Genomic DNA, 13,799 nt, shown 5'->3' on the forward strand with positions numbered 1-13,799 from the left:
TTGTCTGCCCGAGGATCTACGGCGTGGAGCCGGCGACTCAGGTGTGGTCGGCGATCCGTTCACGGAAGGGCTTGCGGGTGACTGCGGCAACTATCTCCCCCAGGATCTGGCCGAGGGGTGCCGTGAGCTCCGCATCCAGTTCCGCCAGCGCGGCGGTGGTCGCCCGCCACTCAGCCTCGATGGTCGGGAGGGTCTTGTCGGTCAGATGCACGATCCGCTGTCTCGCGTTTTCGCCGGGCTCGAGAGTGACGAGGCCACCCTCTGCGGCAAACCCGACGGCAAACCCGCGGTCGTGCTGCACGGCGGACCAGGCTCAGGAGCCGGTCCGTTCTGGCGCCGCCGGTTCGACCCAGCGAAGTACAAGGTCGTGCTGTTCGACCAGCGCAACTGCGGCCGCAGTACTCCGGACGCGGCCGAGCCGGAGGTCGACCTCGACACCAACACCACCTGGCACCTCATCGCGGACATCGAGCAACTCCGCGAACACCTGTGGCCTGATTCTTCGGCTACGACCGGAAACGTCGACCGCCCGCCTTTACAACGTTGGATGCCGCCGGGACCCTGGTGGGATGACGCTTACCAGCTCAGAGCTCGAGACCGACTACGCCCTCGATCGGGCCGCTATCGCCCACTTCGCCGAGCACGGGTTCGTGAAACTGAAGAACGTGCTCAGCCCCGAGACGATCGCGGCGTACGAGCCTGAGATCACCGGCAAGGTGATCGAGCTGAACACGCAGCAGCTGCCGTTGGAGGAGCGCGACACCTACGGCAAGGCGTTCCTGCAGGTGACGAACCTGTGGCAGCACAGCGAACCGGTGCTGGAGTTCGTGTCGTCGCCACGACTCGCACGGATCGCGGCGCAGCTACTCGGCGTACGGTCCGTCCGGCTGTATCACGACCAGGCGCTTTACAAGGAGTCCGGCGGCGGCGTGACCCCGTGGCACGCGGACCAGTACTACTGGCCGTTCGCCACAGATCGCTGCGTGACCGTGTGGATCCCTCTGCAGGAGACGCCGATGGAGATGGGCCCGCTTGCCTTCGCGTCCGGGAGTCATACGTTCGAGCACGGGCGGGACCTGCCGATCAGCGACGAGTCGGAGCGCGTACTGCAGGAAGCCCTGGCGGCACAGTCGTTCGCCGAGATCTCCGAGCCGTTCGATCTGGGTGAGGTCAGCTATCACCTCGGCTGGACGTTCCATCATGCGGCGCCCAACAACACCGACGTGCCTCGGCGGGTGATGACGGTGATCTATGTGGACGCGGAGATGGAGATCGCGCCACCGGTGAACACCAACCAAGAAGCCGACCTGAAGAACTGGATGCCGGGCAACGCGGCAGGCGACCGGGTTTCGTCGCCACTGAACCCCGTTCTGTACTCCTCCTGACTTCTGCCGTTCGGAACGGGTTCGCCTCCGACACGCCATCGGCGACGACGCTGCTGCGGTGACTTAGTTCACGATGTGAATCAGCCACTCCCAAACCGCCCCTTGAGGAGTCATGCCGTGAAGCGTTCGTCCTTTGCTGCCCTGCTGGCGCTCGCCGCCGCAGCCATCCTTCCCACCTCAACCGCCCAGGCCGCGACCACGGCCGACAATTCGATCGCCGGGATCACCGGTGTCGGTGTCCACAACGCGTACGTCCAGGCAACCTTTCCCTGGTTGGTCGACGCGCTCCAGTCGGGTGCGTCGATGCTCGAACTCGACGTCTGGCAGAACTTCCTCGGCTCGCGTGCCTACTGGGCCGGCCACGACCCGGGCAACGCGAACAACTGCTCGTCCGCCACGACGTACGCCGCGCTGCGTTCTGGATCGCGCAACCAGAGCTTCCAGACCTGCCTGCGCAACATCCGCCTCTGGCACGACCAGAACCCGGATCATGCTCCGGTGATCCTGAAGCTGGAACTGAAGAACGGTTTCGACGGGACCAACGGGTTCGGCCCCGCGCAGTTCGACACCTTGCTCACGAACGCGCTCGGCGCGGGCGCGATCCTGCACCCGGCTGACGTGAAGGGCAGCGCGGCCACGCTCGACGCCGCAGTACGAGGTGGTGCGTGGCCGAGCCGGGAGAGCCTTCGCGGGAAGTTCGTCATCCTTGCGGAGACCGGTGCGTTCGAAGCGCAGAATCCCTTGGACAATTACGACACGGATCTGGAGTACGCCGACCACCTGACCAGCCTCAAGGCGTCGGGCAACCTCGGCAGGGCGACCATGTTCACCACGATCAACGGTGCCTCCGCGACTGATCCCCGAGTCGGCGATCGCGGCGGCTCGCGCGCCCAGTGGTACGTCACCTTCGACGGCGACGCGAACGGCTGGGTCGCCGGCAGCACGGACTTCTACAAGAACGGCCACTACCTGCTGGTGATGGCTGATGCCCAGAACGTCGCACCGGCGATCGACGGCCACAACCCCACCGTCCAGCAGGCCACCGACAAGCTCAACCAACTGGCCGCCCGCGGCGCCACCATCATCTCCAGCGACTGGACCAACCCCGCCATCACGTCCCTCACCACGCCCCGCAGCTGACCTACCTGCTTGCGTCCGAAGAATCGGGGGTCCCGCCCCACGGTTCTTCGGACGCAAGCGTGGATTTCAGCGGCGGGTGCGCATTTCGGCGGCGAAGGAGTCCTGGAGCCGACGCATTGTCGCGGCCTCAGCGGGGTCGGCGAACAGGCCGGGGAGGTCGGCGGCGTCGACATCGTGGAGGTGGGTCTGGATCCACCAGATGTTGCCGACCGGGTCTTTGAGGCGTCCGCCGCGATCACCGACGATCCTGGAGGTCGTCAGCTCGGTGACCACGCTCGCACCGGCTTCGAGCGCGCGGGCGAACACCTCGTCCACGTCGTCGACGTACACGCTCAGGAGGCTCGGTGTGTCCGGCCAGTCGATCGCTGAGGTGTAGCCGTGAGACCTAGCCGGGGCGTGCATGGCTGGCCGACGTCGGCAACCACAAGCTGGTCGTGAAGAACTAGGCACTGGCCGCCGCGTTGTAGCGGGTGGCGAGCTGGGTGGCGGCTTCCTTCAGTTCGGGTGGACCGGTGAATTCGAGGTCCGCCTCGAACATGCCGAAGGTGGCCGCCAGCCCGGTCCAGGACCAGGCGCTGAGGACCAGGCGGCAACTGGTCGGCGTGAGCTCCTCGACGATCGCGTCGCGGCCGGCCCAGCGGGCGATGTCGGAAGCCTTCGCTCGCAGGATCGCCTCACCGCGGCACGGCCATTGGTTCTGGCTCTGGAAACGACTCGAGATGTACGTCGCGACGTCGGGCGCGGGGAGTTCGCGAGGGGTGAACCGGGGGCCACTCGGGGACTTCGGCAGCATCCGGTCCACTCGGAAGGTCCGCCAGTCGTTCCGCTCCAGGTCCCACGCGACCAGGTACCACCGCCCGCCCCAGGTGACCAGGTGATGCGGTTCCACCCGGCGTGGCGGCACCCACTCGTCCTCCGAAGCGCCGGGTGACGCGTAGTCGAAGCGGAGGACCTCGCGGGCGCGCAGCGCAGCACCGATCGCGATCAGATGTTCCGAATCCACCTTCGCCCGGCGCGAATCGGCGTACTTGTCGACCGTTGTGACCTGCAGGGCATCGACGCGCTGCCTCAACCGTGCGGGCATGACCTGACGGACCGTGGCGAGCGCGCGCAGGGCGCCTTCCTCGATACCGGTCACGGTGGTTGTCGCCGTCTGCAAGGCGACGGCGACCGCGATCGCCTGGTCGTCGTCGAACAACAGCGGAGGCAGCTCCGCGCCCGCGTCCAGGCGGTAGCCGCCGTCCGGGCCCTTGGTCGCGCGGACCGGATAGCCGAGGTCGCGCAGGCGGTCCACGTCGCGGCGGACCGTGCGGGGGCTCACCTCCAGCCGTTCGGCCAGCAGCGCGCCGGGCCAGTCGCGGCGCGCCTGGAGCAGGGACAGCAGCGAAAGCAGTCGAGCCGAGGTTTCGGACATGACTTCAGATTGGCACGAGTAACGGCCAGAACCTGTCCTCTTCTGCTGGAAGTGTCCTGAGTGTCAGCCCTAACGACACAAGGAGACATCGTGATCAGCACCCGAGAGCTCACCAAGGACTTCGTGGTGAGCCGTACCGAGACCGTCCACGCGGTTCGCGGCATCAGCCTGGATGTCGAGCCTGGCGAACTGGTCGCCGTCCTCGGCCCGAACGGCGCCGGCAAAACCACCACGCTGCGGATGCTCACCACCCTGATCGCGCCGACGTCGGGCACCGCGAAGGTCGCCGGGTACGACGTGGCCGCCGAGCCGGGGCGGGTCCGCCGCCAGCTCGGGTATGTCGGCCAGGGCAACGGCGCGGGCCACTCCCAGCGCGTTGCCGACGAGCTCTACGGCCAGGGCGTGATCTACGGACTCGACCGGCGCGCGGCGAAGCGGCGCACGGGCGAATTGCTGGAGTCGCTCGAGCTGAAGGAGCTGGCGCAGCGCAAGGTCTCCGATCTGTCAGGTGGTCAGCGCCGCCGGCTGGATGTGGCGATGGGACTGGTGCACGCGCCGCGGCTGTTGTTCCTGGACGAGCCGTCGACCGGGCTCGATCCGCAGAACCGGGCGAACCTGTGGGACCACATCCTCAGGATGCGTGAGCAGTACTCGATCACGATCGTGCTGACGACGCACTACCTGGACGAGGCGGACTCGATGGCCGAGCGGGTGGTCGTGGTGGATCACGGCGAGGTGATCGCGGACGACACGGCCGACGCTCTGAAGGCGGACCTGGCCGGTGATCAACTCCTACTGACAGTTGCCCCCGGCAACCAAGGCCCACTCCAGCGGCTGGCGGAGCAGCTCCCAGGAGCCCGCGAGGTCCAAGCAGACGGCGACCGCCTCACCGTGCGGGTCGCGGATGGCCCTGCGGCCTTGCCTGAACTGATCACCGCCGCACAGCACAACGGCGTACCGGTCGCGACCGCTCAGGTACATCGCCCGACGCTCGACGACGTCTTCCTCAACCTCACCGGCCGCAGCCTGCGCGAGGCCGAGTCCAATGCAAGCTCGAACGGAAAGGCCGCAGCATGACCACCCTCATCGCACCCTCCATCGCAGTCCCGACCACCGACCCCGTCCGCCGGAGCCTGCTTCGCGACGTCGGCATCGTGATGACGCGGGAGCTGAGGCCCGTACTGCGGGACCCGTTCTCGCTGATCTTCGGAATGATCCAGCCGCTGTTCTTCCTGGGGCTGTTCGGGCCGTTGCTCGCGGCATCGATGGGCGGATCGCTCAACGGCGGGGTCTGGCAATGGTTCGTGCCGGCGATCCTGGTGATGACGACGCTGTTCGGGACCTCGACGACCGGGGCGAACCTGCTGTTCGAGTTCCAGACCGGCGCTCACGAACGGATGATGGTGACCCCGCTGAGCCGGTCGTCACTGCTGATCGGGCGAGCGCTGAAGGAGATGGTCCCGCTGTTCGGTCAGGCTGTGATCGTGATCGCGGTGATGGTGCCGTTCGGGTTCGAGCTGCACCTGGATGGGGCGATCGTGGGGTTGGCGTTGCTAGCCGTGTTCGGGATCGGGCTGGGTTCGTTCAGCTATGCGCTGGCGATCGCGGTGCGCAAGCAGGACTGGATGTTCTGGGTGGTGCAGCAGACCTTCCTGTTCCCGCTGATGATCCTGTCGGGGATGCTGCTGCCGCTGGAGAACGGGCCGGGCTGGATGCAGGTGGCGTCGAAGTTCAATCCCATGTCGTATCTGGTCGACGCCGAGCGGACGCTGTTCGGCGGCGACGTGACATCTTCGGCCGCCTTGTGGGGCTGGGTCGCTGCGCTGATCACCGCGGCTCTCGGACTCACCGTCGGCATCAGGTCGATGCTGCGATCGGCAAACTGAATCCTGCCTGCCTGCCTCCACCCGGCCGCTGCGGCCCGGTGGAGGCAGGTTCCTTGGGGGCAGGTTCGGTGCCGCGCCTAGCTCAGCCGTCCGACACGTCTCGTATCGGCCCCAAGGACATTGCTAGGCCCGGGCCTAGCGGCTCATGCGGACCAAACGCCTGTTTGCGCGGTGGTTCGCGCCCAGTCGCTGAAATCCCGGGGTGCCCGGCCGAGCACTTGCCGGACGCCTTCGGAGACGTACTCGGAGCGGTGATTGCGGATCACCGCGAAGAGGTCTCTGACGGACTCCGCGTCCTCCAGCGGCACGCCGTACTCGACCAGTTCGTTGACGTGCTGCTCCGGCGTGAGGTCGACGTACTCGATCGGTCGCCGGCTTGCGGCGGAGAGCTCGGTGGCGACGTCGGACATCGTGAGGATGCGTGGCCCGGACAGCGAGTACGTCTCGCCGGTGTGCTTCTCGTCGAGCAGCGCGGCAGTCATCACATCGCCGACATCGTCGACATCGATCCACGCCTCACCGCCGTCGCCCGCCGAGAGTCGGATCTCGCCGGCCATCACATGGTCGTACATGAAGTCTTCGCTGAAGCCTTGGGCGAACCAAGCGGGCCTGACGATCGTCCAGTCGGCACCGCTGTCCTTGACCGCGCACTCGAGCTCGAGGCTGCTCTGGTAGACCGCGAAATCGCGGCCCGGGCTGCCGACGCCGCGGCCGGACAGCAGGACGACCCGGCGAAGGCCTTCCTCCGCCGCGCGCTTGATGAACTGCCCGGCCCGGGCGAGACCCGTCGGCCCGACCGGCGGTGCCAGGTACGCCGTATCGATCCCGTCGATCGCGGCGGACCACGTGGTGTCGTCGTACCAGTCGAATCGCTGCTCGCTCGATCGCGAGGCCAGCCGGACCGGGACTCGGCGGGCGGTGAGTTGCTCGACCACCCGTCGGCCGGTCTTGCCCTTGCCACTCAGGATGAGGATCGGTGTCGTTGTCATGGCTCAAGTTCATCGCGATCGGATGAGACAAACCATGGTTGTCTCGCGCAATTCGATGTCTGAGAGTCTCAGGGAGGGAGTAAGGTGCGACACATGGACGTGCTCGATGACCTGCTCGCCGGCACCCGTGCACGCGGCGGCGTGTTCAACCTGACCATCATGGATCCGCCCTGGGCGCTGGACATCCGCGATCAGGCCCAGTTGGCACTCGCGACGCTCGTGCGCGGTTCCGCCTGGGTGACGCGCGCCGGCATCGAGCCGCTCCGGATGGAAGAGGGCGACGTCGCGATCTTCAACGGCCCCGAACCGTACGTCGTGGCCGATGCGCCCGGCACCGAACCACAACTACGCATCCACCCGGGCGGCGTCTGCGAACCGTTGCCAGGGGCACCCATCGACTACAGTGCGCGGCTCGGCGTACGGACCTATGGCGGTCGCGTCGAAGGCGCGGCGATGGTTGTCAGCGGCACCTATCAGCTGGAGGGCGACGTCAGCCGTCGGCTCCTCTCGGCGCTGCCGTCGGTGCTGGTGGTTCCGGCCGCCGACCTCGCCGGACACGTGATGGCGATGGTGCTCGGCGAGATCCAGCGAGACGAACCGGGTCAGCAGAGCGTGCTCGACAGATGGCTCGACCTGGCGCTGATCACCACCTTGCGAGGCTGGTTCGCGCGGCCCGAGTCACATGCGCCAGGCTGGTACCGGGCGCAGAGTGACCCGGTCGTGGGCCTGGCGTTGCGCCTGCTGCACGAGGACCCGGCGTACCCGTGGAGCGTGGTGGAGCTGGCGGATCGCACCGGCGTCTCCCGCGCCAGCCTGGCGCGACGGTTCAGCGGGCTGGTGGGAGAGGCGCCGATGGCGTACCTCACCGGCTGGCGGATCGCGCTGGCCGCGGACCTGCTGCGGGAGACGACCGACACCGTGGAGGCGATCGCGCGTCGCGTCGGCTACGCCAATGCCTTCGCCCTGTCAGTCGCCTTCAAGCGACTCCGCGGCACGAGTCCGACTGCTCACCGCCGCGCGGTCGCCGCCTAGGCCGTCGTGGTGTCGATGAAGGCGAGCGCCTGAGGCCAGGCGAGCTTGAACGCTTCGGCGTTGAGCTCCTTGCCGTGGCGGGAGCGGTCGGAGAAGCCGTGATCCACGCCCGGGTAGAAGTGCGTGATCGTGGCCCCGGTGGCGCGCGCCTGCAGCACTGTCTGTAGCGCCTCGAAATCGGCAACGGGTACTGCGGCGTCGGCGCCCGGGTAGAGCACCATCACCGGCGCCGTGATGCCGCCGGCCTCGCCGATCGCGTCGTAGAAGTGGTGCGGCGGTAGCTTCGACGGCACCGTCGGGTGGAACGCGACCACGTTCGCCAGCCGGTGATCCCTTGCCGACAGCAACAAGGCGAAGCGACCACCGAGGCACCAGCCGATCGTGCCCGCCTTGCTGCAGCCGAGCTCGCCCAGCAGGTGGTCGAGCAACATCGTCTGCTCAGCGAGCGCGGTGTCGTCGTCCATCTTGCTCAGCAGCCCCGACAGTTCTTCCCGCGACGCGTTGTCCGTACTACGCCCCTTGAACGGATCCCAGGTCAGCGCGGTGATCCCCCGCCCGGCGAGTTCGTCCGCCCAATCGCGAATCTGCTCGCCGATCCCCGTGATCATCGGCAGCAGCAACATCCCGGGCCCGCCCCGCACCCCCTCGGGACGTGCCAGATAGGCCTGCAACTCCCCGACCCGAACACTCGCCGCCTCGATTTCACCCATGACAGCACGCTAGCGGACCGCCAACACTCATCAACCTCGCCCTGGGGCGGCGCACTACGCTCAGCGCCCGATGCGCAGGGGACTTGATGAGTGTTGGCGGTCCGCTCCGGACCCGTCCGGTGGGGTCCAGGTCCGATGGATTCAGGTCCGATGGATTCAGGTCCGATGGATTCAGGAGCGGTGGGGTTCAGGGGCGGTGGGCGGCCAGCATGCGGCGGCCGGCGAGGCTGACCAAGACGAAGATGAGGGCGGAGAAGATCAGCAGGGCGAGCTGGGCCGGCAGCAGCGCGACCCCGACTCCGATGGCGAGCACCGGCACCGCCAGGCCCACGTAGGTGATCAGGAAGAGCGCTGCGAGAACCTCACCCCGGGAGCCCTCATCAGCCAAGGACGCGGCAGTGGCCACGGCGCCACGGAAGACCAGGCCGGCTCCTGCGCCCGCCACAACTCCACCGAGCACGAACAGCCAGAGACTGGGAATCAGTCCTCCGACGGCGATACCGACGAGGCCGACCGACATCAACACCAGGCCGAGCCGCAACTGGTGCCGCCGGGTCAAGCGCACGAACACCACCTGGCTGAGCGCGCCGGCGACGAAGACCGCGAACGTCACCGCCCCGGCGAGCAGTCGGGATGTCTGGTGCAGAGTTCCGGCCAAGAAGGTCGGCGCGAGCGAGGTGAACAGTCCGAAGATCCCGAAGGCCGCGAAGGCGCCCGCAGCGCTCGCGAAGAACAGCGGCCTCGCGCCGCTGGGCAGCGCCACCCGCTGTGGCCGGTACGCCGGACGCACCTCAAGGCGCTCCACCGTCTCCGGAACGAGCGTGATTCCCACCGCGCTGAGCAGCAGCAACACCAGGAACACCTCGTACGGCCGGTCCAGCGGGGCCGACACGTACTGCGCGAGGATTCCTCCGACCAGCGGGCCGAACGCCAGCCCGCCGAGGTTCACCATCGACGAGATCAGCGCCGATCGGCTCCGGTCCTCCTGGGGCCGAGCAATCTGGCGCAACTCGGACAGGTGAGCCGTCGCGGTCGCGGTGAGGATGCCGACGCCGATGCCCGAGATGAACCGCGCCACCAGCAGACCTGGCACGGCCTGCCAGAGCAGGAAGATCACTGCGGCCACCGCCTCGGCCAGGACGGCGAGCAGAGCGACCCGGCGCCGGCCGAGCCAGTCGCTGACGTGTCCCGCGAGGTAGAGGCTGACCATCACGCCGACGGCGTAGGTGGCGAAGATGACCGTGATCATGAAGGCCGGGAAACCGTCGCGACGCTGGTAGATCGCGTAGAGCGGCGTCGGAACCGTCGAGAACGCCATGGTGATCAGGAACGCGGCGGCGATCATCCAGAAGCCGGTGCCGTGGGCGATCCGCACACGAGTGCCGGCCTGGTCGAGCGCGCGGGGTCCGGTGAGAGTTGTCATGTCTTCAGGTTCGCTCGGAACATCTATCGAGTCCAACGAATCTTCTCGCACTCTCTTATCGAGGTGGGCGATAATTGCGCTCATGGACTCGAGACAGTTGGAGTACTTCGTGGCGGTGGCTGAGGAACTCAGCTTCACCCGCGCCGCTCAGCGACTCTTCACCGTGCAGTCGACCGTCTCGGCCGCCATCCGTGCTCTGGAGACGGATCTGAAGACGACCTTGTTCGACCGGTCGACCCGACGGGTGGCGTTGTCCCCGGCCGGTGAGGCCTTGTTGCCCGAGGCGAAGGCCGCGTTGGAGGCACTGGACCGGGCTCGGTCCGTGGTCGAGGAGGCATCTGCCGGACTGCGCGGCAGCATCCGGATCGGCACCATGAGCCGGCTCGGGTTGGTGGATCTCGCCGAACTCCTCGGCGCCTTCTACCAGCGCTACCCGTTGGTCGACGTCCATGTGACGACCTCGCCGACTGGGTCGAGCGGTCTGGCGGACGATGTCCGGCACGGGCGGTTGGACTTGGCGCTAGTGGGTCTGGGCAGGCCGGACTTGCCGGGCCTGGAGACACACGAACTGGCCGCCGTTCCGTTCGTCGTGCTCCTTCCCTCGAACCATCGGCTCGCGTCGAGCGCGGGTATCAAGCTGGAGGACCTGGCCGGCGAACGGTTCGTGGACATGTTGCCCGGCTTCGGCAACCGAACCATGGTGGACCGAGCCTTCGACAACGCGGGCCAGCCGCGGCGGGTCCAGGTGGAGGTCCCGGACCTTTCCACCGTGCCGGACTACGTGCGCGCGGGGTTGGGCGTTGCCGTAGTACCGCAGCTAGATGTGGAGGATCTGCGGGGGGTGAGCCGGCTGCGGCTCACTGACGCCGACCTGACTTGGACGCTGTCAGCGATCACCCCGAGCGGCAACCGACCGAGCAGAGCGGTGACCGCCCTGCTCGATCTGATGGCCGACTTCATCCATCCCGGTGGTACCTACTAGGCCAGAGCTGGCTGGCAGTCAGGCCCAGATCGGCTGCCAGTCGGACTGCTCGTTGTAGCGCCGAAGCTGCGACAGGCCGCTGAGCCAGCCAAGCCACGCGGCGTACGGCGGGTTGTCGGTGTCGAAGCCGCTCATCACGAAGGTGAGCCGGGTCTTGCCCTCGGACTCGGCCAGCTCCCAGGTGCTGATCCCGGCTGGTCCCCAGTCGACCGACATCTTGTTGCCCTCGACGACCTCAACCACCTTCGCGGCCGGGCCGGCGTCGAACCCGCCCATCGCGAACCGCCCCCCGGCGTACGGCTCGATGCCGATCGGGAAGCCGAACCAGGCGCTGGCCTTGTCCGAGTCGGTGAGCGACTCGTAGATCTGCGCGGCGGGCGCGTCGATCAGGACCTCGCCACGGAAGTCCGAGGAAGTGAAGTCCGGCCGGTGGGTCAGCTCGCGACCCTCGAGATGATCCACCAGGTTCGCCAGGGCGAGTGACCAGAAGGTCTGCAGTACGCCGCGGATGCTGCTGCCACTGATCGCCTCCGCGAAGTCGAAGTGGCTCTGGGTCAGCTTGACCACCGTGGAGTCGTCATCTTCCTCGATGAGGGCGAACTCGGTGGTGGTCTCCTGGCCATCCAGCAGCCAGGCGATGCGCAGGGTGTTGTCGTCGAAGTGCAGCACACGCTGGTGCGGCGCGTCGCCTTCCGGCACGCACCTGCCCCAGAACTCGAAGCGCTCCGGCAGTTCGACGGTCGCGTACTCCCCGAGCCATTGGTTCAACACGGCCGGTTCGGTCAGTGCCTGACGGACCTCCTTGATGCCGGCTTGGGCCCGGGCCTGGAGGATCAACGGTTCACTCATGGTCTTCTTCTCCCTTGGGGTAGCAGGCCACGGCCAGCTTGAAGGCGTCGCCCTCGGAGCCGCCGTAGCGCGAGAACAGGTCCTGCAGCGTGGTCTGCAGGTCTTGGAAGAACTCCCGACGCCGGTCCGGTGGGACCCGGATCTCACCGGACACCCCGATGGACGGCAGCTCCGGAGCTGCCCGGTCCAGCGCGGCGATGTCGGTCTGGACCTCTTCCATCAGGTCCAGCAGGTAGCCGAGGCTCAGCTCGTCCTGGGCCTTGCGGAGGCCGCCGATCCGGCCGACGAGCCGGGGCGACAACCAGTACGAACGGGCCGTCGCCTGGTAGATGCCCTCATGGACGCCGCGCACCTTGCGCTCCTCCACCAGGGTCACCAGGCCGGCCTCGACAAGGCGCTTGACGTGGTAGTAGACGCGCTGCGGGGTCTGCCCGAGCTGCTCGGCCACCTCGCCACAGGTGTGCGGATCGGCCAGTCTGCGCAGTACCTCGATGCGTTGCGGCTTGAACAGGGCCTCGGCCTGCTCGAGCTGCTCCAGGTGCATCACGTCTCTGATCACAAAAAAGAGTTTGTATATAAAAATCTCACTTGTCAATGGGAGGGAATGCCGGGCCGGCGATCTTTGTTGATACATCATCAAAGGGGATCGAGGATTCCTTCAGACACCCGTTCCTGGGGCGCCTTTGCTACGGATCGTCCGGCACGTTCCTGCCGGCGAAGGAAAGGAAGCGCGACATGGCAACTGTCTCGTTCAAGGGAGCAACCCGGGTCTACCCCGGTACCGAGGCCCCGGCCGTCGACAAGCTGGAGCTGGACATCGCCGACGGCGAGTTCATGGTCCTGGTCGGCCCGTCGGGTTCAGGAAAGTCCACAGCTCTGCGGATGCTCGCGGGCCTGGAAGAGGTCAACGAGGGATCCATCTACATCGGCGACCGCGACGTCACGTTCCGGCCCCCGAAGGAGCGGGACATCGCGATGGTGTTCCAGAACTACGCGCTCTACCCGCATATGACCGTGGCCGACAACATGGGCTTCGCCCTCAAGATGCAGGGCATCCACAAGGAGGAGCGCGCCAAGCGCGTCCAGGAAGCCGCCAAGCTGCTCAGTCTCGAGGAGTACCTCGACCGCAAGCCGAAGGCTCTGTCCGGTGGTCAACGGCAGCGCGTCGCGATGGGCCGCGCGATCGTCCGCGACCCGCAGGTCTTCCTGATGGACGAGCCGCTGTCGAACCTCGACGCCAAGCTCCGGGTCCAGACCCGGACTCAGATCGCCGAGCTCCAGCACCGACTGGGCGTCACCACGGTCTATGTCACGCATGACCAGATCGAAGCCATGACGATGGGCGACCGGGTCGCCGTGTTGAAGGACGGCCTGCTCCAGCAGGTCGACACCCCGCTGAACCTCTACGACGCCCCGAAGAACCTCTTCGTGGCCGGCTTCATCGGCTCGCCCGCGATGAACCTGATCGAGGCCGAGATCACCGAGGGAGGCGCCCGGATCGGCGACTACGTGGTACCGATCGAGCGCGCCCTGCTGGCCAAGGCCGGTGACGACAAGACGCTGATGCTGGGGATCCGGCCGGAGGCGTTCCACCTCGCCGACGAAGGTCTGCCGGTGAAGGTCGCCGTGATCGAGGAACTCGGCTCCGACGCCTACCTCTACGGCACCGCCGAACACACCAGCCTGAACCAGCAGATCATCGCCCGGATCGGCACCCGGATGCACAGCGAGAAGGGCGCCATCGTCCACCTCGCACCGCAGGCCGACAAGCTCCACCTCTTCTCCAAGTCCACCGAGGCGCGCCTCACCGCCTGACACCTCGCACGCAGCCCGCAGTACGGCTTCCAGGCTCGACGCGTACTGCGCACCCGGCCCCGGGACGGTCTTCCGTTCCGGGGCCAAGGTGACTCCGGGGCAAAGCAGTTCTCGCGCCGGATGGGGCTGGACTACGGTGGCTGGATGACCGCGGGGTGGGATCCGGCTGGGCCG

16 protein-coding genes are annotated in these 13,799 nt (G+C 67.2%); 8 read left to right on the top strand and 8 right to left on the bottom strand.

All coding sequences use genetic code 11. The features are described from left to right. Positions 1–37: 37 nt before the first annotated feature. Positions 38–301, bottom strand: coding sequence for a hypothetical protein (locus tag ABD210_RS14770; protein ID WP_344112070.1), 264 nt, complete (start codon positions 299–301; stop codon positions 38–40). On the opposite strand from ABD210_RS14770, the gene ABD210_RS14775 reads away from it, so the two are divergent. From ABD210_RS14775 to ABD210_RS14785, 3 genes are all read left to right on the top strand, one after another. Further along, positions 206–703 carry an alpha/beta fold hydrolase gene (locus ABD210_RS14775; protein ID WP_344111882.1) on the top strand — a complete coding sequence of 166 codons (498 nt, stop codon included), beginning with the start codon at positions 206–208 and terminating at the stop codon, positions 701–703. The genes ABD210_RS14770 and ABD210_RS14775 overlap by 96 nt on opposite strands. Next, positions 624–1,385, top strand: coding sequence for a phytanoyl-CoA dioxygenase family protein (locus ABD210_RS14780; protein ID WP_344112062.1), 762 nt, complete (start codon positions 624–626; stop codon positions 1,383–1,385). Before ABD210_RS14775 ends, ABD210_RS14780 begins: the two co-directional genes overlap by 80 nt. A gap of 117 nt (positions 1,386–1,502) precedes the next feature. Then, positions 1,503–2,525, top strand: coding sequence for a phosphatidylinositol-specific phospholipase C domain-containing protein (locus tag ABD210_RS14785; protein ID WP_344111883.1), 1,023 nt, complete (start codon positions 1,503–1,505; stop codon positions 2,523–2,525). Between the two features lie 66 nt (positions 2,526–2,591). Here the strand turns inward: ABD210_RS14785 and ABD210_RS14790 are convergent, their stop codons facing one another. Together ABD210_RS14790 and ABD210_RS14795 are read right to left on the bottom strand one after the other, a co-directional pair. Further along, positions 2,592–2,855, bottom strand: a complete 264-nt coding sequence (locus tag ABD210_RS14790) for a VOC family protein (RefSeq protein ID WP_344111884.1) — start codon at positions 2,853–2,855, stop codon at positions 2,592–2,594. 112 nt (positions 2,856–2,967) lie between these two features. Continuing rightward, positions 2,968–3,939 carry a helix-turn-helix transcriptional regulator gene (locus ABD210_RS14795; RefSeq protein ID WP_344111885.1) on the bottom strand — a complete coding sequence of 324 codons (972 nt, stop codon included), beginning with the start codon at positions 3,937–3,939 and terminating at the stop codon, positions 2,968–2,970. Positions 3,940–4,029: 90 nt separating this feature from the next. Between ABD210_RS14795 and ABD210_RS14800 the strand changes: the two genes are divergently transcribed. Continuing rightward, positions 4,030–5,016 (top strand): ATP-binding cassette domain-containing protein, encoded by a 987-nt coding sequence (locus tag ABD210_RS14800; RefSeq protein ID WP_344111887.1) that lies wholly within the window; start codon positions 4,030–4,032, stop codon positions 5,014–5,016. Further along, the gene (locus tag ABD210_RS14805; protein ID WP_344111888.1) at positions 5,013–5,825 is read left to right on the top strand and encodes an ABC transporter permease; all 813 of its coding nucleotides are present in this window, start codon (positions 5,013–5,015) and stop codon (positions 5,823–5,825) included. Before ABD210_RS14800 ends, ABD210_RS14805 begins: the two co-directional genes overlap by 4 nt. Positions 5,826–5,968: 143 nt before the next feature. On the opposite strand, the gene ABD210_RS14810 is transcribed toward ABD210_RS14805, so the two are convergent. Further along, positions 5,969–6,814 (bottom strand): NAD(P)H-binding protein, encoded by an 846-nt coding sequence (locus tag ABD210_RS14810; RefSeq protein WP_344111889.1) that lies wholly within the window; start codon positions 6,812–6,814, stop codon positions 5,969–5,971. Positions 6,815–6,907: 93 nt separating this feature from the next. On the opposite strand from ABD210_RS14810, the gene ABD210_RS14815 reads away from it, so the two are divergent. Further along, positions 6,908–7,846, top strand: a complete 939-nt coding sequence (locus tag ABD210_RS14815) for an AraC family transcriptional regulator (protein WP_344111890.1) — start codon at positions 6,908–6,910, stop codon at positions 7,844–7,846. Here ABD210_RS14815 and ABD210_RS14820 read toward each other — a convergent pair. Then, the gene (locus ABD210_RS14820) at positions 7,843–8,556 is read right to left on the bottom strand and encodes a dienelactone hydrolase family protein (protein ID WP_344111891.1); all 714 of its coding nucleotides are present in this window, start codon (positions 8,554–8,556) and stop codon (positions 7,843–7,845) included. The two genes, ABD210_RS14815 and ABD210_RS14820, sit on opposite strands and share 4 nt — an antisense overlap. Before the next feature lie 187 nt (positions 8,557–8,743). Beyond that, positions 8,744–9,979 carry an MFS transporter gene (locus ABD210_RS14825; RefSeq protein WP_344111892.1) on the bottom strand — a complete coding sequence of 412 codons (1,236 nt, stop codon included), beginning with the start codon at positions 9,977–9,979 and terminating at the stop codon, positions 8,744–8,746. Positions 9,980–10,061: 82 nt separating this feature from the next. Between ABD210_RS14825 and ABD210_RS14830 the strand changes: the two genes are divergently transcribed. Continuing rightward, complete coding sequence (locus ABD210_RS14830) at positions 10,062–10,961, top strand: LysR family transcriptional regulator (protein WP_344111893.1); 900 nt, start codon at positions 10,062–10,064, stop codon at positions 10,959–10,961. A gap of 18 nt (positions 10,962–10,979) precedes the next feature. On the opposite strand, the gene ABD210_RS14835 is transcribed toward ABD210_RS14830, so the two are convergent. Together ABD210_RS14835 and ABD210_RS14840 are read right to left on the bottom strand one after the other, a co-directional pair. After that, complete coding sequence (locus tag ABD210_RS14835; RefSeq protein WP_344111894.1) at positions 10,980–11,810, bottom strand: SRPBCC family protein; 831 nt, start codon at positions 11,808–11,810, stop codon at positions 10,980–10,982. Then, positions 11,803–12,369: an ArsR/SmtB family transcription factor gene (locus ABD210_RS14840; protein WP_344111895.1), complete on the bottom strand. Its 567-nt coding sequence runs from the start codon at positions 12,367–12,369 to the stop codon at positions 11,803–11,805. The genes ABD210_RS14835 and ABD210_RS14840 overlap by 8 nt, the downstream gene beginning before the upstream one ends. A gap of 176 nt (positions 12,370–12,545) precedes the next feature. Between ABD210_RS14840 and ABD210_RS14845 the strand changes: the two genes are divergently transcribed. Beyond that, the gene (locus ABD210_RS14845) at positions 12,546–13,625 is read left to right on the top strand and encodes an ABC transporter ATP-binding protein (protein ID WP_344111896.1); all 1,080 of its coding nucleotides are present in this window, start codon (positions 12,546–12,548) and stop codon (positions 13,623–13,625) included. The last annotated feature ends 174 nt before the right edge of the window (positions 13,626–13,799 follow it).

The sequence above is a fragment of the Kribbella alba genome (genome assembly GCF_039529635.1).
Classification (GTDB): Bacteria; Actinomycetota; Actinomycetes; order Propionibacteriales; family Kribbellaceae; genus Kribbella; species Kribbella alba.